This is a genomic window from Streptomyces sp. MB09-01, from assembly GCF_033794505.1.
Lineage (GTDB): Bacteria > Actinomycetota > Actinomycetes > Streptomycetales > Streptomycetaceae > Streptomyces.
Map to the genome: position 1 here is coordinate 19,449 of NZ_JARAYQ010000018.1, position 18,425 is coordinate 37,873.

Below are 18,425 nucleotides of genomic sequence, written 5' to 3' on the forward strand. Positions count from 1 at the left end.
CTGAGTAGCGACGCCGCAAAGATCACCCACAGCGCAGAGGGGTCACTTTCGGCCATTCTGGCTGTACGGAAACCTTGCGTAATCATGCCTTTGGGTTTCCTCGAGTGTCCTTGAGTGCCATTGAGTGCCCCCATGGAGAGAGTGAGGGGCTTTTGACCTGGGCTCTTTTGGGATTTCAGTCATTGTCGCAGGCTGCGATCTGCAACTGACATAGTGGCGGGGAACCAGACCGCGACCGGTGAGGGAAAGTGATCGCTATGAATCGGCGGAGTGTGATGTGAACACTGCCGTGAATTCTGGCGCGCACGCTATGGCTACGCTTTTGCGCTGTCTGACTACGCCCACGCGCTGTCTGGCTACGTCTCGAAGCGTTCCCGGCCGGTTGGGAACGCTGCAAGTCCCGTGACACTAAGAGTCGTTGCCTGACCGCAACGGTAGACTCCTGACAACGCAAAAGGAGCCCTCGACCCCGACAACGGTTACCAGGCCACTGGTCGGGAGGGCTCCTTGCGCGGCACCCCAACAGTCAGAAAGGGAACCTATGGAAGAGAGTAGCAGCGCCACCTTGGACACGCGGAGGGGGAGGGCGAAGGCCCACCTGCGCAAATGGCGCGATGTGCATGGACGTATCGTCCAACGTCAATTCATTCGAGGGGCCTCGTACAGTCTCGGAAGCGGCGCGGTGAGCGTGATCCTCATGTGGTTCACCGCACGGCGGTAATGCGCAGCATCCCCGGCACGAACGTTTGTGCCGGGGCTATCGACCTCTTCGACCCTCACGGTGATTGCCATGGAGGGGAACCCCTGTTGGCGGGCACGCCCCGGCTCCGCCTCGTGTGTGAGGAGTTCAGCCGGGCTCTCCACGGTATCGCCGCCCTCGACCTGCGGATCCACATCAACGGGCTCCAGCTCAGCACCCGTTACCTCGACCTCTTCGACGAGTTTGGCGTCCGGGTCGGCATCTCCTTGGACGGGGACCGGGCTGCCAACGACCGGCACCGCCGCTTCGCCGACAGTCGTAGGAGCCACCCGCTGTCCTCGCCCACGGCCAGGACGACGTGCCCGCCCCCGGCGACTGATCCCGGTGGCGCCCGCTGCACCGGGCGCGGTGACTGGGCCGCGCGAGGGCGTCGAGCGGCCTGCATCGTGCCCAGTGGATGCGCGCGGTCGGTGGCGCTCGGGCAGCCCGCGGCGTGAACGGTTGCCGGGCGGCCGTGGGTGCGGCCGTCGAGCAGCCACGCCACCGGGCCGGCGCCGAGGTACGGGTACGGGGGTGGGCCGGGATGCGGCCGAGGTCAGACCCCGGGCAGCGGGCGCAGCTGCTCGGCGGTGACCCACGTGCCGTACTCGGCCGGCTCGACTCCGCCCCCGGCGGCCGTCTGCCAGAGGGGGACGCCGATGCGGGCTGGGTGCCCAGGTGGCGACCTGCGGGCGGGGCTTGATGGTCTGCTCGTTCATGCTGCTGCCTCTCCTTCCGTCGGTGCGGAGGTGTGGGGGCGGGCGGCGCGCCGCAGCTCGACGCTGCCGGCCCGCCAGGCGGCGGAGGCCGCCCAGGAGGGGCGGGTGCACAGGTTCCCGGAGAGGGTGATCAACCTGCGCCGCAGCACGGTCGTACCGGCCCCGGCGGGGGCCTGCGCGAGCTCGGCGAATGTCTGCTGCCACGCCCTTTGGAGCGTGATCAGGTCCTCGGGGAAACGGGACGGTGGTCTCACACCCCAATTGAAACAGGTGTTCGATTTTCTCCGCGAGTGCCACGCCCCCCGTCGTCGGCCGTAGGTGTCCTGTGCCACCGGGGTTTGACCAGTGCCACCGAATGCTGACCGGCGGGAGCTCGTGACCAGCGTTCGTGCTGGCCACAGGCCCCCAACGTTTGACGGGTACTGCGGGTGACGGTCCTACGATCCGCTCGTTGGGCAAGCTATGAAGATCACTTCTCGCATCCTCGCCGTGGCCGCCGTGAGCGGCGCCGTGCTGGCGGCCACCGCCCCGGCGCACGCCGACACCGACGTCCTCAACCTGGTCAACGCCAAGCGCGTCCCGGTGTCCGTTCTCTCGGAGGGCAACACCAGCGCAGACAACATTCAGATCACCAACGTCGATCAGACGGGGACGGGCTCCGACGGATTCGATGGGTTCGGCGAGCACCACGGCGGATCCGCACCCCTGCTGGAGGGCATCCTCCACCCCAACACGATCTACGACGGCCAGAACAACGGCTTCGTGATGGAAACCGTGGAGAGGAACCTCAACTAGCCGCGACGCGGTGGCCAACTGCGTCCTGCCGCGCACCGCCGTGCCCCAGGACCTTCCGGCCGCGCTCACATCGTTCAGACGTCGATGGCACGCGCTCAAACTCCGGTGGCACGGGACTCGTAGGTCTGGTGGCAGAGCGCGGCCACGGCAGGGCTGGTGACGCCGTGCGCGGCGCGGCACAGCTCCGCCATGTCCGCGGTCCCCGCCCCGGGGGCGGGTACTGGACGGTGTGGTGCGGTCGTAGGGCTTGGCCGCTTCGCCTTCCTGGGCTTGGGTTTGGCGGTGGGGCTTACGGCAGGCTGGGGCGGGGTCGTCCTGCGCGGCTGTACCGGGCCTTCGGCCCTGAGGTCGGGAGCCGCCGGGCGGGCTGCGTCTCGTCTGACGCGTTGCGGGCCGCGGGTGCGGGACGGGCCGGCGCGGGAGCACGGTCGGCCTCGGGAACGGCGCCGACCGGAGGCGCGGCCGCAGGGTCGGGCGTGGGGGAGAGGAGCAGCGCCACCCCTGTGTCCGGTCGTGCGGGTCGGGGGTCGACGGGGTGCTTGTGGTCTTCCGAGACCATGACGGGCGAGGCCCCTGCGGGCCGGGCAGGTGCGGGGTTGGCTTTATTCACGGAGTTGCGACGGCGTTTGTACATCGGGTTGGGAGGCGCTCGGCTGGGGTCGTCGTCGAAAGCGGGCGGCACCTGCGCCGGACGTTTGCTCGGGTGATCTATAGTTCAGGATTCTCTGGATTCAGGAATCTGTGTACTGTTGTGGTGTGCTGACTATTGCCTCCGACATTGAGGTGCTGGCCCGGTTCGGCCGTGCGCTCGCCGACCCGATCCGCTGCCGTCTCCTGCTCGCCCTGCGCGAAGCCCCGGCGTACCCCTCCGACCTCGCCGACGAACTCGGGATCTCCCGTACCCGGCTGTCGAACCACCTGGCGTGCCTACGGGACTGCGGCCTCGTGGTCACCGTGCCCGATGGGCGCCGCACCCGCTACGAACTGGCCGACGACCGTCTTGGCCACGCGCTGGAGGACCTGCGCACCGCCGTGGTCGCTGTCGAGACCGACCGCACCTGTGCGGACGCCGAGACGAAGGGCTGCTGCTGACCATGACCGCCGAGATATCCATAGGCGCCTCCCCGGCACGCCGTGACGCGCTCGCCAGCCGGATACGCCTGCTGGTGGCCGCCACGATCACCTACAACGTCATCGAAGCGATCGTCGCCATCACCGCCGGCACCATGGCTTCCTCTACCGCGTTGATCGGCTTCGGCCTGGACTCCGTGATCGAGGTCTCCTCCGCCGCAGCGGTCGCCTGGCAGTTCTCCGCCCGCGAGCACGCCGTCCGCGAGGCCCGGGAGAAGACCACCCTGCGGATCATCGCCCTCTCGTTCTTCGCGCTCGCCGCGTACGTCACCTTCGATGCCGTCCGCGCGCTGGCCGGCACCGGCGAGGCCGAGAAGTCCATCCCCGGCATCGTCATCGCCGCCCTGTCACTGGCGGTCATGCCGTTCCTGTCCGCCGCCCAGCGCAAGGCCGGACGCGAACTCGGCTCCGCCTCGGCGGTCGCCGACTCCAAGCAGACCCTCCTGTGCACTTACCTGTCCGCCGTGCTCCTGGTCGGCCTGGTCCTCAACGCCACCCTCGGCTGGTCCTGGGCCGACCCCATCGCCGCCATCGTCATCGCCGCCATCGCCGTCAAGGAAGGCCGCGACGCCGGGCAGGGCAAAGGCTGCTGCGCACCCCCCACCACCCCGGCCGCGGCAGCCCCCCGCCTGGCCATGGCCGAAGCGGACGCGTGCGGCTGCCGTCCCGGGTGCGACTGCTGCAAATGACCAGCAGCCCCCGCTGCTGTCGTAACTCGTGAACATTCGCGCCGGAGCTGACGCCGGGCTGCCGCCCGAACCAGTGTCAAAACGCTGCTCGTTCTCACGTACAGAGCCACGGGGTGGACGGTGCCGCATCCCGAGGCCGCGAGCAGCGCGGTAAGGAGCAGGGGCAGGGACCGGCGACGCATGTCGCCACCGTGCCGCACAAGCCCCGCAGGGCGCCTTTGACCGGCCCGCTGCGCCCCTCAGATCGATGACGCGACGCCGTCCTGCAGAGCCGCCTCCGGCTGGTCTGGCGGACCCTGTAAGAGGGGCAGACGAGCCGTGAGGGAGGCCCTGGTGACGCTCAGACCGCCGGTTGAGCCGATGCTGGCGCAGGCCGCGGAAGCCGTGCCGGGTCCGGCCGCTGGGCGGGCGGGGGTGGCGTACGAGCAGAAGCTGGACGGTCACCGGGCGCTGCTGTTCACCGCGGCCGGCCCGGGCGGCACGGTGCTGGTGCAGACCCGCCGTGGGGCGCTGGTCCAGGACCGTTGGCCGGACCTGGTGGCGGCCGCCGAGGCGCAGTTGCCGCCCGGCCTGGTCCTCGATGGCGAACTGGTCGTCTGGGACACCGAGGCAGGCCGCCTGTCGTTCGAGGCGTTGCAGCGCCGGGCCGCCACCCGCGCCCGCGGCGCCGCCGGCCTCGTCGCCCGGTGGCCGGCCTACTTCGTCGCCTTCGACCTCTTGCAGCAGGACGGCCACGAGCTCCTGACGCGCCCGTACGCCGAGCGGCGCACCCTGCTGGAAGGACTCTTCTCCGAGCACGCCCTGACGGCACCGTGGACGTTGATCCCGCAGACCACGGACCTGGCCAAAGCGCGGGAATGGTTGGAGTCCTGGACAGACGTGTCGGGCGTGGAGGGGATCCTGATCAAGCCCCTGAACAGCCGCTATCTGGTCGGGTACCGGGGGTGGACCAAGATCAGGAGACGCGACACCACGGATACGATCGTCGGCGCGATCACCGGCACCCTGACCCGCCCGCAGCTCCTCGTCCTCGGCCGCCACGACCAGAACGGCCGACTGCGCACGGTCGGCCGCACCGTACCCCTGCGCCCGGACGCCGCCCGGCAGGTCGCCGAGCACCTCACCGCGGCCGCGCCCGGACACCCGTGGACAGGGGCGAAGTTCTCGGCGACGTGGGGGAGCCGCGACGTCCTGGACACCACCCTTGTCCACCCAGGCCTGGTCGCCGAGGTCAGCGCCGACCGCGCCATCGACCATGGCGGCGTCTATCGCCACCCGCTCCGGTTCCAGCGCCTGCGCCTGGACGTGGGGCTCGAGGACGTACCCCGGTTCGGCGAGGGCCCAGCGGCGGCCGCCGGGTGACGGACACGGGCGGGTGCAGTGGCGTTTCGCCGGTGAAGCGGCGTGCTCGGGCGGGTGAACCCGGCCCGCACGACCTGTTGCTGACAGGGTGGGGGCCGGTACAACCGGCTCATGATGATCATGACGCGGTCCGCTGCCGCGGTCGCCGCTCTCGCCCTGACCCTGTCTCTGCCCACGGCCGCGAACGCCGCCGCCCCGGCTCCGGCTGCTGCCGTGCCCCAGGTGTTGCCAATCGGGGTCGCGGTATCCGCGCTGCCGCTGGCGGTGGAGGACCGGACCGGCTACCAGCGGACCTCCTTCAGGCACTGGAATGCCGGCGACGTGCCGGCCGATGGCTGCAACACCCGCCAGGAGGTGTTGCTGGCCGAGGCGGTCGTGTATCCGGAGATCGGCCCGGGCTGCACCCTGACCGGCGGGACCTGGTGGTCGTACTACGACGAGCGGGAGGTCACGCTGGCCGGTTCGCTGGACATCGACCACATGGTCCCGCTCGCCGAGGCGTGGGACTCGGGGGCGTCGGCGTGGACGTCCGCGCGTCGGGAGGCGTACGCGAATGACCAGGGCCAGCCGGCCTCGCTGGTGGCGGTGACGGCCCGTTCGAACCGGCAGAAGGCGGACCAGGACCCGGCCGAGTGGCTGCCGCCGGCTCCGGACGCGCTGTGCCGGTACGGCGCGGAGTGGACGGCGACGAAGCTGCGGTGGGGGCTGGCGGTGGACGAGCTGGAGCGGGACCGGCTGCTGGAGATCGCGGCCGGCTGTGGGGGCACGGACGTGGAGTTCACCCCCGCCCCGTAGACCGGGAGCACGAGGGCAGGGCCGTCTCCGCGACCGGGGTGGCGGCCCTGCGTATGCTCCGGACCCGTGCCGTCGGGCTGGCGCGAGGGGGGTTGTCCCAAGCCGGTGGTGGCGGGGATCAGGAGTGGAGGTAGCTGTTGAGGTAGGTGCGGGGAGCTGTCTCGCTGGTGCCGAGCCCGGTCGCGATCTCCTCGATCGGTACCTCCTGGGCGGCGAGTTCACAGGCGGCGTCCCGGCCGACCTCGGCGAGGACGTACCGCAGGTCCGCCAGCGCCTTCAGCGCCACCAGCGGCTCCTCGCCGGCGAGGCTGTCGAGCCGGCCGACGAGGTCGGTGAGGAGCCCGGTCAGGTCCGCGGGCAGTTGCACGGCGGCATCCACGGATCACCGACAGGTGTGCGTCGTAGTCCGCGAGCGGCCCTGAGAGGTCGATGTCCGCCTCGTACAGCGGCCTGTCCGCGGGCAGGATGGTCCAGTCGAGGGGGTACTCGGCCATCCCCCGCCACCCGCACGCGCAGCTGCCTCGCAAGGCGGCGGCGCGGGGCCGGCTGAACCGGCCGTCATAGGCGTGCCACTCCTTCGTCGAAGGCATGTGCGCGCCGCTGCCCACGTCGAAGTAGACCGGGCCCGGCTCGCTGCCGTCGGCGAGCAGCACCCCCACCGACCCTTCGTGCGCGGCCCCCAATGCCTTGAGCACCCTGTCCACCATGTTCAACTCCTCCTCGCGAGCGCCCGTTCGGCCGGCCCACCGGCTGGTCCGCCGCGTCCAGGCTGCCGCGACCTGGGTGCCCGCGTACCGGGATCCATCGAATGCGGTACGGGCGTGATGCGGGACGTGGTCTTGTCCGGCTCGGGGCGGCCGGCCGGTGCTAGGGCCGACTGGAACCGGCGAATGCGCTCCACAGTGCGCCCCTGTCGGGCGAGATCGCTCAGGAGTCGATCGATATGCATCGGTTCCGATCGCTTTCGGGCGGCAGGAAAGTTGAGGCCCTCCACTCCGTAAGGGAGATGTGACGCGGATGCGTTGCTCTCGAACGAACATGGAGCGTGAATTGACAGCCCTGGACGTGGTCGGGTTCATCTCGGCCGTGGCCGGCGTGACCCCCGTGGTGTTCGCCGTGTACCGGGCCTGGGGAAGGGCTTCTCGCGGGCGAGTGGGACGCGAGGGGGCTCTTGCCCCGGCCGAGCATGGTTCCCGCATGCCGTGTGGCTGCGGCGGGTCCGTCATCGTGCGGCACGAGTCGTCGGGCGGCCGGGTGACGGTCTGGACCACCCTGGGGGCCACCCCCGCTTCCGATCCCCGTGAGCCGGAGCGTGGCCCGTGGTAGACAGCCCGGACGAGGAGGAACTGCCCTGGCAGGAAGCCGCGCGCACGCTCTTCGAGCATCGTGCGGAGGAATGGACCCGCATCATCGCGGCGGGGCTGTGGAAGCGGCATCCGATGCTGCGCTCCCAAGTGCAGGACATGGCGCACGAGGCCCTCGTGCGGACGTATGTCGTGTGGCAGCGGGACCCTGAGAAGCGGGACCGCAACCCTCTGCCGTACGCGAGGGAGACCGCGAACAACCTGGCGAACGACGCCTACGACAAGCTGGCCGAGCCCGCCGACGAGGCAGGGCTCCAGGAGTGCGAGCGCGTATTCGTCGCGCGCCCCAGTCGGGCCTCGGACCTGCACGGCGACTATGCGGGCATCGTGCCGCACACCCCGCTGGACCCCCTTGAGGACCTTGTCATACCCGCCATCAGGCGGATGAAGAGGACGCAACGCAGGGATGTCGCGGAGATGCGGAGCCAGGGCATGGAGGACCAGGCCATCGCGGAGCGCATGAACCGGGAGCCGGCTCGTATCCAGACCTTGATGACCAAGGCAGCAGCCGAGCTGAGGGAGGACGAGCAGATCCAGCTCCATATCCGCGATCGGCACAGGAAGCCCCGGCGCCGGGAAGAGGACACAGGTGAGTGATGTGAGTGGCAACGACAGCGAATGGGGCGACACCGGCGTGGCGGAGCCTTCCGCGTTCGCTGCCCTGCTGTCCGGGCTGAAGGGAGCCGACTTCTGGGACCGGCCCGGAGGCGACTGGGGACCACCGCGGACCTGGAGGGGACAGGAGCTGGAGCGACGTCTGCACGCGAACTCGTGCTACCGGCTCGGCTCGAAGGCCCTGCGGATAGGCGAGCTGGACCGGGCAAGGAACTGGCTCAGGCGGGCGTGCGAGGACCACCACCCAGGTGCGGCGTTCCGCCTGGCGGTGACCTTGTGGCGGCAGTCGGGCCCGGACTCCGCGCCCCAAGCCGTCACCATCGTGGTGAGTGCTGCCCGGTGGGGACATGAGGATGCCCGGACACTTCTGCGGCAAGCCGGGTGGGACCTCGCCGACATCGGCCTCGCCGACCGCGGGGACACGCTTCCTGAGCAGGACGGTGAGTTCATCGCCGATGTGCGGACGCTCCTGGCGACTTTCCGCAAGCGCGGCAAGTTCACCGCCCGGATTCCCAAGCCCCGGCGTACGGGAGCCGCCCCCGATCCCCTACCCGCAAACACGGCCTTGGCCACCATCCCGCCCGGGGGAGCGCCCGGAGACCGGAAGCCGGGGCCCCGCTCTGCCTGGTCGCCGGCTCCGCTGCGGCACGCGTCACTGACGCACCTGGCCCAACAGGTCCCACCCGCCAGTCGGCCCCTGCGGCGCTGGCAGTCCGCGCAGCGGGTCCTCGACCTCCTACAGATCATCGCCAGCGCCGGTCGAGCGGTCAGCGAGAGGCACCTTGCCTGGGCCACCAGCCTTCCCCACCCGGTGATGCAACGCCTACTGGTGTGGCTGTGCCAGCAGCACCTGACCCTGCGCACGCCCGACGGCGGGTACGTACCCGGACCCGCGCTACGACTGATCGCGGTGTCCGAACCCGGCCGGCCCGGGAAAGTCATCGACCAGGTCCTCGCCGGCCTGCGCGACGCCGTCGGCGCTGCTGTGTACATCAGTACCTACAGCCAAGGGGAGGTGTCCATCGTCCGGTGGTCGGACGGGCCGAGCACCCCGGGCGTCAAACAGCGGGTCGCCTTCACCGAGGCAGCACACGCCACCGCGGTCGGCAAGAGCCTCCTCTCCCAGCTCACCTTCGACCAGCGAATGGACCACCTCTCCAGGCACCGGCCCATCGCGCTCACCCAGCGCACCATCACCAACGGGGCAGCGCTCTTCCAGAACCTGGACCACCATGGCCCGCTCGCCGCCCAGTTCGACATCCTGGAGTACTCCGACGGAGAAGTGTGCGTCGCGGTCCCACTCGTCATCGACGGCGAAATCGGCTGCGTGGCCCTGTCCCTGCCCGTCGCGCAACGCCACCGGCTCATTCAGGCAGCGAAGATCCTCTCCAGTCGATCCGCCGGCCTTCTGCTGTCCCTCCTGCTCGCCGCCAGTCCCCCTGACCTGGAGACCGGCAGGCAGGACGCGCCTGCGCACCGTCGGCCGGGACGGGCCGCCGCGGGACACCAGCAGGCTGTGCAGCGGCCGGCGCCTGACCACACCGGAGGAGAAGAAGCCGATGACCTCGAGGAGGAACACGAGGCACAGGTGATCCCCTTCCCCTCGCGCACCGTGGAACCTCCACCCGTCGAGCCCCCGGACGTGCTGTGCTCCACCAACCTCGACCTCTCGCTCAGGGAGGTCGCCGGCAGCCGCAGCTGACGCCGCTGGTGGGGCCTCGCCAAGGCGAGGCCCCACCAGCTCTGTGCGCGGCCGGTGCGGAGCCGCGCACCGTACAGCTACGACGCGGCGTACGCACTGCGGATCCCGAGACGGCCGTCCGGATCCGCGCCAGAGGGCCCGATCAACCGGTGGTGCGGCTGCGGCTTCTCCAGGACCGCCGGACCTTGCGGGCCCGCCGTCCTCGCGGTGGGGGCGTTAAGCGTGCGTAAAAGTTGTTGGCTGCGATTCGCCGGGAGGGTTCCGCTTGTCCAGGGGGCTCGGAGTCGGGCAAGCGGGTTTGCCGGCCGCGCTCTGCCCGCTGGGCTGGGGTTGTCGAGCTCAGGGATCAGTACCGGACGGTGGGGAGTGAACGGGGGCACGACGCAGGGCGGGGCATGGGAGCCGGACGGTGCGTGTGGATGCCCGGTTGCGGCAGGCCCATACTCGATGATCGTTGCGGGGTCCGAGCCAGTGGCCGTCGTGCACGTATGCCAGGCAGTGCGGGAAGGGTTGATGGGGGCCATGAGGGATACGAACGAGCCGGTGATGCCGGAGGTGGTGGACAGTCCTGCTCTGCGGGATCAGCCGACCGGTGCCTTGGCGCAGTGGATGCTGCGGCATCGGGTGCAGCCGGTGGGTCCGGCCGCCGGTGAGGCCCATGCGGAGCCGCACGCGTGGTGGAAGGTGATGTGCCTGACCGGCGTGGACTACTTCTCCAGCCTGGCCTACGTGCCCGCGATCGCGGCCCTGGCCGCCGGGGCGGTTTCGCCGCTGGCGACGCTGCTGATCGTGGCACTGACGCTGCTGGGGATGCTGCCGATGTACCGGCGGGTGGCGAAGGAGAGCCCGCACGGCGCCGGGTCGGTGGCGATGCTGGAGGACTTGCTGCCGTTCTGGTGGGGCAAGCTGTTCGTGCTGGTCCTGCTCGGCTTCGTCGCCACTTCGTGGATCATCACGATCACCCTCTCCACCGCGGACGCGTCCGTGCACGTGGTGGAGAACCCCTTCTTCCCCGCAGTACTGCACGGGCATGAGGTCGGCCTCACGGTGGCGCTGCTGCTGGTCCTGGGCGGGGTGTTCCTGCTGGGGTTCAGTGAAGCGGTCAGTGTGGCCATCCCGCTGGTCGCGATCTTCCTCGTGCTGAACGCGGTCGTTATCGGCATCGGCCTGGTCGACGTGTTCACCACCCCGGGGGCCTGGACGGCGTGGACGGACGCTCTCGTCGAGGGTGGAGGCGGCTTCGGCGACCTGCTCGGCCCGGCACTGCTGGCGTTTCCGCTGCTGGTGCTGGGCCTGTCGGGCTTCGAGACCGGCGTGAGCATGATGCCGCTCGTCGCCGCAGAAGGCGCCGATCCCGAACAGCGGCTGCACGCCCGGATCCGCAACACCCGCCGCCTGCTGACCACCGCCGCCCTCATCATGAGCGTGTACCTACTGTCCGCGAGTTTCGTCACCACCCTCCTCATCCCGCACGAGGAATTCGAACCGGGCGGCGCCGCCAACGGCCGCGCGCTGGCCTACCTGGCGCACGAGCAGGTCGGGGAGGGCTTCGGCACCGTCTACGACATCAGCACCATCCTGATCCTGTGGTTCGCCGGCGCCTCCGCCATGGCCGGGCTGGTCAACATCGTCCCCCGCTACCTGCCCGACTACGGCATGGCCCCCGAGTGGGGCCGCGCCGTACGCCCCGTCGTGATCGTCTACACCGCCCTGTGCATCCTGATCACGTTCGCGTTCGACGCCGACGTCGACGAGCAGGCCGGCGCCTACGCCACCGGCATCCTGGCGATGATGGTCTCCGGCGCCTTCGCCGTCACCGTCTCCGTCGCCCGCCACCGCCGGCGCGCCCCCACCATCGGCTTCGGCCTGCTCACCGCGGTCTTGCTCTACGCCCTGGTCGCCAACGTCATCGACAAGCCTGACGGCCTGGTCATCTCCGGGTTTTTCATCGCCGGCAATTGCTGGGCTTCGAACAGCCGGTCGGCGTAGGCGGGTGGGAGGTGGACGGTGAGGCGTCGCATACGCCCGTCGTCAGTGGTGCCGATGGGTGCGGTGTACCCGAACCGGGCCCTCGTCTCGACGGTGATGCCGGTGCGGGTGGCGGCTTCCTTTCGGCGCCGGTCGCGGACCCGGGGCTGCCAGCGGGCCCGTACGGCGGTGTCGATGCGGTCGGTGATCGCCTTGGGCGGGGTTTTGCGTTCGCCGGTGCGGTAGCGCTCGACGGACCGCTGGGTGATGCCGAGCTCGGCGGCCACGGCCCTGGTGGTCTTCAGTTTGCCCATCAGGAAGTTGATGCGGCCCTTCAGCGTCTTGGGTGGCTCCCGCGTGAACGTCTCGCGGCCCGCGCGCTCCAGGGCGTCGTCGATGTCCCCCACGGCTTCTATTCTCCTTCGTCGGTGACGGCGTCGCCGCCCTTGATGTGACGGGCCGGGTTGAGACCCTTCTCCATGAGGTCGACGGCCCACACCATCTCCTGGACGCCTTCCACCTTGGCCGCGCCCGGGGTGGGCCCGATCCCTTCGTGACAACCAGCGGGCCCGTCGCTTCTACGAGCGCGCCGGCTACCAGGCGGACGGCGAATCCCAGGATGGCGTATACGCAGACACCACCCTCACCGAACTCCGGTACCAGCGCTCGCTGTAACCACGGGACCAGGCGCACCTCCATGAGAGTGAGCACGGCGGGGAGCTTTTACGGCGGGCGCTGGTGCTGGACAGCGGTCTGGCACAGGCTGCTGACGCCTCAGGCAGGTTCAGGGCGTCTGGTGGTCTCGGTCAGCCGGCCGGGATGCAGATGACCGGCGGCAACGGCGCGGCCCCGGTCGAACTGGTGGCGGGGTGCACGGGTCGGAGCGGTGCGGGCGTGCGGGCGGTCGGTCTCGCCTTCCTCTTTGGCTTGGGTCGCTCCGGGGCTCGGTGGGTGCGTCAGGGGGCTGACACGCGTCACGCACGGCGCTGACAGGCGGCGCGCCCCGCTGTCAGCGCTCTGTTGGTGGTCTGTCAGCGCGTGCGGGCATCGTCGTGGTCATCGAGAACGACGACACCTAATCAGGAGAATCCCATGAACGCCGTCAGCACCGAGAAGTCCCAGGCCGAGCTGGCCGAGTTCGTCGGGCAGGCCGCTACGAAGTTCGGTGTCCCCGGCGTCAGCGTTGGCGTGTGGGCGGACGGCGTCGAGACCTTCGCGAGTCACGGAGTGACCAGCCTCGACAATCCACTGCCTGTCGACAGGGACACGCTGTTCCAGGTGGGCTCCGCGACGAAGACCTTCACGGCGGTGGCGCTGATGCGGCTGGTTGCCGACGGCCGCGTCGAACTGGACGCGCCGGTGCGCCGGTACGTTCCCGAGCTTGTCCTCGCGGATGAGAAGACCGCGGACGAGATCACCGTCCTGAACCTGCTCAACCACACCTCGGGGCTGGGCTGGAACATCATCGTCGACACCGGTGACGGTGACGACGCCCTTGCCGCCTTCGTAGCGAAGATGGCCGAGCTGGAGATCATCGGCGAGCCCGGTGCCCGGGCGTCGTACAGCCAGGCCGCGTACAACCTGCTCGGACGCGTCCTGGAGAACGTCATGGGTCTGACGTACGAGCAGGCCATCGCCTCGCTCCTGTTCGAGCCGCTGGGACTGTCGAACAGCTTCTTCGGCACCGCCGACGTCATGACCCGGCGGTTCGCCGTGGGCCACAACTCCGACGAGGACGGCAACCTCGCCGTCGCGAAGGAGTGGCGGCTCGCCCGAGGCAACAACCCCGGAGGGGGTCTCGCGTCCTCGGCGGCGGACGTCCTGAGCTGGGCGCGCTTCCAGCTCGGCGACGGTCGCACGGAGGTCGGCGAGCAGCTCCTGCCGACCGAACTGCTGCACCGGATGCGGGAGCAGACGGTCGAACTGCGCGGCAGTAATCTCGGCGACGGCTTCGGCATCTGCTGGTTCCTGCGCGAGGTGGACGGGGTACGGACGATCGAGCACGGTGGTTCGGCCAACGGCCAGTTCTGCGAGCTGCTGATCGTGCCCGAGCGGAACTTCGCCGTGGTCGCCATGGCCAACGCCGGCCCGGCCGGCATCGCCTTCAACCGCAGTGCCGTCCGCTGGGCGCTGGAGCACTACCTCGGCGTCGTGGACAAGGACCCGGAGCCGCTGCCGTACGACGAGGCGCGGGCCCGGGAGGTCGTCGGGTCCTACGACAACGACGCCATGGCACTCACCGTCGCCATGGACCGGGCGGGGCTGACCATGGCGGCCACGATCAAACCGGAGATCCGCGAGGCGGCCGACTTCGAGATGCCCGCGGACTACGAGTCGGCCGCCATGGGCCTGCTGCCCGGCGACGGCGACGAGTTCATCGTCACCGCCGGTGGACTGCAGGGACAGCGCGGCTTCTTCTCCCGGGACGCGAGCGGTGCCGTCGTCGGCATCGACCTCGGCGGCCGAATATTCAACCGGGTCCCCACCGCCTCCGCGTGACGGACGCGCTCACGATGTCCTCGGAGCCCGTCCGGGGCGAGGAAGACATTCGTCCGTGGCACCACCGAGGGCGTCATCGGCCGAAGACGCCGACGCCCTGGCGTGCGGTCTCGACGAGGTGGGCGGTGGAACGGGCTCCGGCCATCATCGACCGCTGCCAACAGGTCGGGAGTACGCAGGAAAGATTTTCCGATTCCTGTCACATCTGTGTGCGCCCGTCCGTCAGTGCTGTGTAGACCCCAACCTGAAGGAGAACGGCCATGACGAACACGAACCCCACCATCTCCCGGATGCCCAACCCCGGCGACTTCGTCCCCGAACTCGCCGACATCAGCGCCGCCCTCTTCCGCGCCACCGGCAACCGCTCGGTGCCGCGCACCACGATGAGCCTCGTCCACCTGCGCGCCGGCCAGATCGTCCACAACACCTACCTGACCATCCTGAACACCGGCTTCCTCCGCAAGGCCGGGGAGTCCGAGGAGCGCATCACCGCCGTCTCCTCCTGGCAGGACGCCCCCTACTTCACCGACGCCGAGCGCGCCGCCCTTGCCCTGGTCGAGGCCACCCTCCAGCCCGCCCCGCACGGCAAGGAGCGCGTCTCCGACGAGCTGTACGCCGAGGTGGCGAAGCACTACGACGAGAAGGCCCTCGCCACCCTCACCATCGCGATCGGCCAGATCAACTTCTTCATCGCCCTGGCCGTCATCGGAAAGCCCCAGCCGGTCACCTCTCTCGCCGACCAGCAGTGGGACTGACCCCGGTCGCGTGTTCGCGCGCGGCGACGATGAGTGGCGGCTCTACGACTGCGGGATGGTGGAGTTCCTCCTTCGCGTCTTCCGTGCCAAGTTCCCCGGCAACCCGCTTTCCGGAACCCCGATGCGGGGGGTCCCTTCGCCGCGGTTCCTGACGTACCAGGAGGACAGTCGGATACCAGCTCGGGCCAGGACCCGTGGGCGTGACGAAGGCCGCTCCAGTCGCCTGCCACTCCGTGGCAGGCGGTGGAAGCCACTCACCGTGCGGCCTGATTCGGTGGCCGCACCCAGAGGCCGCCGGGAGTCAACCCGGCGGCCTCTGTCACATCCAAACTTGGCCGCCATGCCCCGTGACACTGGTCGTCGCCCCTTGGCCCCTTACGGGGCGCATCGGTCGAACTTCAGCACAGCAGCTCATACGGCTCCCCTCGACGGGTTCCACCAGCTCGTCAAGTGTCATGGGCACCATCCTGCCCGGTCCGTGCGGTGATGACGGGCAGGCCGCCCGCGCCCCCGGTGCCCGCTGTCTGGAGGGCCGCGCCCGCTGCCGGCTGGCGGTCGTCGGCGCGGGCGTTGGAGCATGCGCCGCGCGTAGCCCGGGGCGGCATCGCCCATGTGTTCGCTTCGGGAAACCGGCGTCTGGGCCATCGACTCCGCTGGCACGTGCCGGACTCCTGCGGGGCTGGCCTGCGTGCCCAGCAATCAGGCCAAGCTGCTGCGGTTACCGGGTCTATCCCCCTACGGTGAGCGCCGGACGTCTGACGCAAGGGAGCGTGGGGCGAAGCCCTTGGGAGGCGTACGGTGGACTTCCTGGCACCCATCTTCGGCCTGCTCGTGCTGGTTATCTCGGCCATCGCAGTCACAGTGGGACTGAGCCGTGAGATACGGACCCGGCGCCGCGCCGGCCGGCTTGAACGGGCACTTCGCGCCCTCGCTGCCCGTTCCGGGTGGCACCTCCTGCCCCCAGCCGAGTACCGGTCGGACCACCAGCTCATGCACTTCGGCTGGCTCGATGCCGACGCGCGCCTTGTGGCCACCGGCACCAGCAACGGCTACGAGGTAGTGGCTGCCGAGCTGGCACAGATCGACTCCCGGCGCGCGTTCTACTGGCTGGCTGTCTACTTCCAGCTGCCGGGCGAACGCCCGATGCTCCGGCTGGAACGGCCCTGGAGCGCAGGAGCTCTCGGCATCCCGGTCCACGGCCCCGGGCTGTACCTCCCAATGAGCACTGACACCGACGCGCTGACCGCCCGGCTCGCCGGGACCAACGTGTTGGACCAGCTTGCCGACCTCCGGGCGCCGGCCGTATCGCTGAACGATGACCATGTGTGCTTCCTGTATCACCCAGTCCCGGACGGCGCAGAGCTGGAGCGGCTGGTATCCGGCCTCGCCGCGCTCCTGCCGGAGCTTGTCAGGCTGGCGGAAGAAGCACCCGGGAACAACGAACCTGCGGCGTGACGGACCGTCGCGGCGGGCCGCCGCTCCCCGCTCGCCGCCCTCGACCCGGTTGTCCCGGGCGCTGACCGGGCGTTCCTGGCGGAGGTGGCGCGGATCGCCAGGGTGGGCCGGGCCGCGGTAGTGAACTGGCGCCGTCGGCACCCCGACTTCCCCGACCCGGTGGCCGGCACGGACGTGCACTCGCAGTTCGACCGCTGCGCGGTCGTCGCCTGGCTCCTCGCCCCCGACAAGATCGAAGTACCCCTGGGGCCGACGATTCGCCTCGCTGGTGCGGGCCGGGGCCGGGGCGCCACGCACCGTGGTTCCGCCTCGATGACCCGCGGCTCACCCTGGCCGACGACGCGGCCGGCGAGGACTGCTTGTCCGGCTGGTCCACCGCCGACAACGCCGACGCGCTGGCGGCCGGGACGTCGGGGCTCGGACGGTCCCGCGGCGGACTGACCCCACGCACAGCGTCCTGAACCACGCGCACTGCCCCGTCCTTCTCATCCCGCGGACCGGCAGCGACTTCGGGAGCACGTGACGACCGCCGCCCGGGGTGGCGGCATCGTCGTCGGGAGCGGCAACCCGGCCCCCAACCCCCGTGTCCGGTGGCCGAGGGCCGCCCGAACGGCTCTGAGCGCCTCGCTCACTGTTTCGTCAGAAGCAGCCCGAAAATCGCGATGACCGGAGCCCTCCGATCGCCGCCGACGATGTGCACCTGGGTCTCCGGGCGGCCCGGGATGCACGCGATCGTGCCCTCGCGGTGTAGCCATACCTGGACCGAAGTCGACATTTGCGGGTAGTCGAAGGCCCATCCCCCCTGCTCCGTGCACGCCCCGATCCGCAGGGTGTACTGGCCGCCCTGCCCGGGCTCCGTCTCCTCGGTCAGGGTCAGGGACGCGACGTCCTTCGGGGCGGTCCAGACCCCCGGATAGTCCATGTACGGCCCGGAGCAGGAGCCGCAGGCCGCCGCCACCAGCGCGACGACGGCAATCGCGGCCGCGGCGCGAGACGGCATGTTCGACAGCCCCCTGGGGCTGTCGGCGCAGACGACGGTGGCCGCGCACGAGGCAACCATCGTCAGGGCACACCAGAGGACCCAGGGCCCCGAACCCGCTGTTACCAGCACGAATAGGAGGGCTAGCGCGACGATCCACGAGGCGGCTGCCCGCCAGACGGCAGCGGTGTTCCGGGGAGTGCGCAGCGCCAGCACCGCGACCACGACCGGCAGGACCGCTAGTGCCAGGCAGAGCAGAACTACGCACTTCATGACGAGAGTGCCGTCGTAGTCCGGCACCAGCATGGTGGTGTCCGCCAGTGCGAACGTCCCCACCAGCCCCCCGATCTCCACCGCGAGCGCCGACCACAGTACGACGGCGAGCCGACGGCCCGTCGCTTCTTCCCCCACCAAAGCCCCCAGGATTTGAGCGCGTTCAATTAGTGGGGTGCATGGTACTGGAACCGGCCATCCCGTCGAGCAGCCGGCGCCCGGAGCGGGAGCTGCCCACCGAAGGGAGCAGTGGCACCGCGTCGGATAGCCACCTGCCTCCCCTTCCGCCGGTGCGGAGGTGTGGGTGCGGGCGGCGCGCCGCAGCTCGACGCCGCCAGCCCGCCAGGCGGCGGAAGCCGCCCGCCAGCGGCGGCTGTGCCGGTGAAGACCTCGGCGGACGAACGGGCCTTGGGGAGCCCATATCCGCGGGCGCGGGATCGACCTCTGCCGCCCCGGGGAAGGCGAGGTACTCGCCGGACCACCCCCGCGGGCATCGCGGTCAGGCCCTCCAGGTAGATGTCGACCCCGCGCCCGCGGGGATGGTCCCCTGTACCTCGGGGCGGTTCAAGCGGGCCGCATGGACTT

The 18,425-nt window shown here is 70.2% G+C and carries 15 protein-coding genes and 1 pseudogene; 12 read left to right on the forward strand and 4 right to left on the reverse strand.

The window, feature by feature from the left end; translation table 11 throughout:
* Window positions 1-789: 789 nt before the first annotated feature.
* A pseudogene (locus PV721_RS06310) lies at window positions 790-1,035 on the forward strand (FxsB family radical SAM/SPASM domain protein); the annotation flags it as partial.
* Between the two features lie 419 nt (window positions 1,036-1,454).
* On the opposite strand, the gene PV721_RS06315 reads toward PV721_RS06310, so the two are convergent.
* Window positions 1,455-1,712: a hypothetical protein gene (locus tag PV721_RS06315; protein ID WP_319721826.1), complete on the reverse strand. Its 258-nt coding sequence runs from the start codon at window positions 1,710-1,712 to the stop codon at window positions 1,455-1,457.
* A gap of 208 nt (window positions 1,713-1,920) precedes the next feature.
* Between PV721_RS06315 and PV721_RS06320 the strand changes: the two genes are divergently transcribed.
* The 5 genes from PV721_RS06320 to PV721_RS06340 all read left to right on the forward strand — a co-directional run bounded on the left by PV721_RS06320 (window position 1,921) and on the right by PV721_RS06340 (window position 6,230).
* Window positions 1,921-2,253: a hypothetical protein gene (locus PV721_RS06320; protein WP_319721827.1), complete on the forward strand. Its 333-nt coding sequence runs from the start codon at window positions 1,921-1,923 to the stop codon at window positions 2,251-2,253.
* Between the two features lie 756 nt (window positions 2,254-3,009).
* Window positions 3,010-3,345, forward strand: a complete 336-nt coding sequence (locus PV721_RS06325; protein WP_319721828.1) for an ArsR/SmtB family transcription factor — start codon at window positions 3,010-3,012, stop codon at window positions 3,343-3,345.
* A 2-nt stretch (window positions 3,346-3,347) separates the two neighbouring features.
* On the forward strand, window positions 3,348-4,073 hold the full coding sequence (locus PV721_RS06330) for a cation transporter (protein ID WP_319721829.1): 726 nt from the start codon (window positions 3,348-3,350) through the stop codon (window positions 4,071-4,073).
* Between the two features lie 333 nt (window positions 4,074-4,406).
* Window positions 4,407-5,435 carry an ATP-dependent DNA ligase gene (locus PV721_RS06335; RefSeq protein WP_319721830.1) on the forward strand — a complete coding sequence of 343 codons (1,029 nt, stop codon included), beginning with the start codon at window positions 4,407-4,409 and terminating at the stop codon, window positions 5,433-5,435.
* A gap of 120 nt (window positions 5,436-5,555) precedes the next feature.
* Window positions 5,556-6,230, forward strand: coding sequence for an HNH endonuclease family protein (locus PV721_RS06340; protein WP_319721859.1), 675 nt, complete (start codon window positions 5,556-5,558; stop codon window positions 6,228-6,230).
* 118 nt (window positions 6,231-6,348) lie between these two features.
* Here PV721_RS06340 and PV721_RS06345 read toward each other — a convergent pair whose 3' ends face one another.
* Window positions 6,349-6,597, reverse strand: a complete 249-nt coding sequence (locus PV721_RS06345; RefSeq protein WP_319721831.1) for a hypothetical protein — start codon at window positions 6,595-6,597, stop codon at window positions 6,349-6,351.
* Between the two features lie 952 nt (window positions 6,598-7,549).
* Here PV721_RS06345 and PV721_RS06350 point away from each other — a divergent pair.
* The 3 genes from PV721_RS06350 to PV721_RS06360 all read left to right on the forward strand — a co-directional run bounded on the left by PV721_RS06350 (window position 7,550) and on the right by PV721_RS06360 (window position 11,900).
* Window positions 7,550-8,191: a hypothetical protein gene (locus PV721_RS06350; protein ID WP_319721832.1), complete on the forward strand. Its 642-nt coding sequence runs from the start codon at window positions 7,550-7,552 to the stop codon at window positions 8,189-8,191.
* Window positions 8,184-9,911: an IclR family transcriptional regulator domain-containing protein gene (locus PV721_RS06355; RefSeq protein WP_319721833.1), complete on the forward strand. Its 1,728-nt coding sequence runs from the start codon at window positions 8,184-8,186 to the stop codon at window positions 9,909-9,911. The genes PV721_RS06350 and PV721_RS06355 overlap by 8 nt, the downstream gene beginning before the upstream one ends.
* A gap of 522 nt (window positions 9,912-10,433) precedes the next feature.
* Window positions 10,434-11,900 carry an amino acid transporter gene (locus PV721_RS06360; RefSeq protein WP_416371038.1) on the forward strand — a complete coding sequence of 489 codons (1,467 nt, stop codon included), beginning with the start codon at window positions 10,434-10,436 and terminating at the stop codon, window positions 11,898-11,900.
* On the opposite strand, the gene tpg is transcribed toward PV721_RS06360, so the two are convergent.
* On the reverse strand, window positions 11,798-12,286 hold the full coding sequence (tpg, locus tag PV721_RS06365) for a telomere-protecting terminal protein Tpg (protein ID WP_319721834.1): 489 nt from the start codon (window positions 12,284-12,286) through the stop codon (window positions 11,798-11,800). The genes PV721_RS06360 and tpg overlap by 103 nt on opposite strands.
* 685 nt (window positions 12,287-12,971) lie before the next feature.
* Here tpg and PV721_RS06370 point away from each other — a divergent pair.
* From PV721_RS06370 to PV721_RS06380, 3 genes are all read left to right on the forward strand, one after another.
* Window positions 12,972-14,378 (forward strand): serine hydrolase domain-containing protein, encoded by a 1,407-nt coding sequence (locus PV721_RS06370; RefSeq protein WP_319721835.1) that lies wholly within the window; start codon window positions 12,972-12,974, stop codon window positions 14,376-14,378.
* Between the two features lie 260 nt (window positions 14,379-14,638).
* Window positions 14,639-15,133 (forward strand): carboxymuconolactone decarboxylase family protein, encoded by a 495-nt coding sequence (locus tag PV721_RS06375; protein WP_319721836.1) that lies wholly within the window; start codon window positions 14,639-14,641, stop codon window positions 15,131-15,133.
* A 798-nt stretch (window positions 15,134-15,931) separates the two neighbouring features.
* Complete coding sequence (locus PV721_RS06380) at window positions 15,932-16,588, forward strand: hypothetical protein (protein ID WP_319721837.1); 657 nt, start codon at window positions 15,932-15,934, stop codon at window positions 16,586-16,588.
* Between the two features lie 628 nt (window positions 16,589-17,216).
* Here PV721_RS06380 and PV721_RS06385 read toward each other — a convergent pair.
* Window positions 17,217-17,978: a hypothetical protein gene (locus PV721_RS06385; RefSeq protein WP_319721838.1), complete on the reverse strand. Its 762-nt coding sequence runs from the start codon at window positions 17,976-17,978 to the stop codon at window positions 17,217-17,219.
* Window positions 17,979-18,425 lie beyond the last annotated feature (447 nt).

What these genes read in the sequence shown, in the direction of transcription:
- PV721_RS06330 (WP_319721829.1), top strand. Translation starts at nt 3,348, where the DNA reads ATGACCGCCGAGATATCCATAGGCGCCTCCCCGGCACGCCGTGACGCG.
- PV721_RS06375 (WP_319721836.1), top strand. Translation starts at nt 14,639, where the DNA reads ATGACGAACACGAACCCCACCATCTCCCGGATGCCCAACCCCGGCGAC.
- PV721_RS06370 (WP_319721835.1), top strand. Translation starts at nt 12,972, where the DNA reads ATGAACGCCGTCAGCACCGAGAAGTCCCAGGCCGAGCTGGCCGAGTTC.
- PV721_RS06360 (WP_416371038.1), top strand. Translation starts at nt 10,434, where the DNA reads ATGAGGGATACGAACGAGCCGGTGATGCCGGAGGTGGTGGACAGTCCT.
- PV721_RS06340 (WP_319721859.1), top strand. Translation starts at nt 5,556, where the DNA reads ATGACGCGGTCCGCTGCCGCGGTCGCCGCTCTCGCCCTGACCCTGTCT.
- PV721_RS06320 (WP_319721827.1), top strand. Translation starts at nt 1,921, where the DNA reads ATGAAGATCACTTCTCGCATCCTCGCCGTGGCCGCCGTGAGCGGCGCC.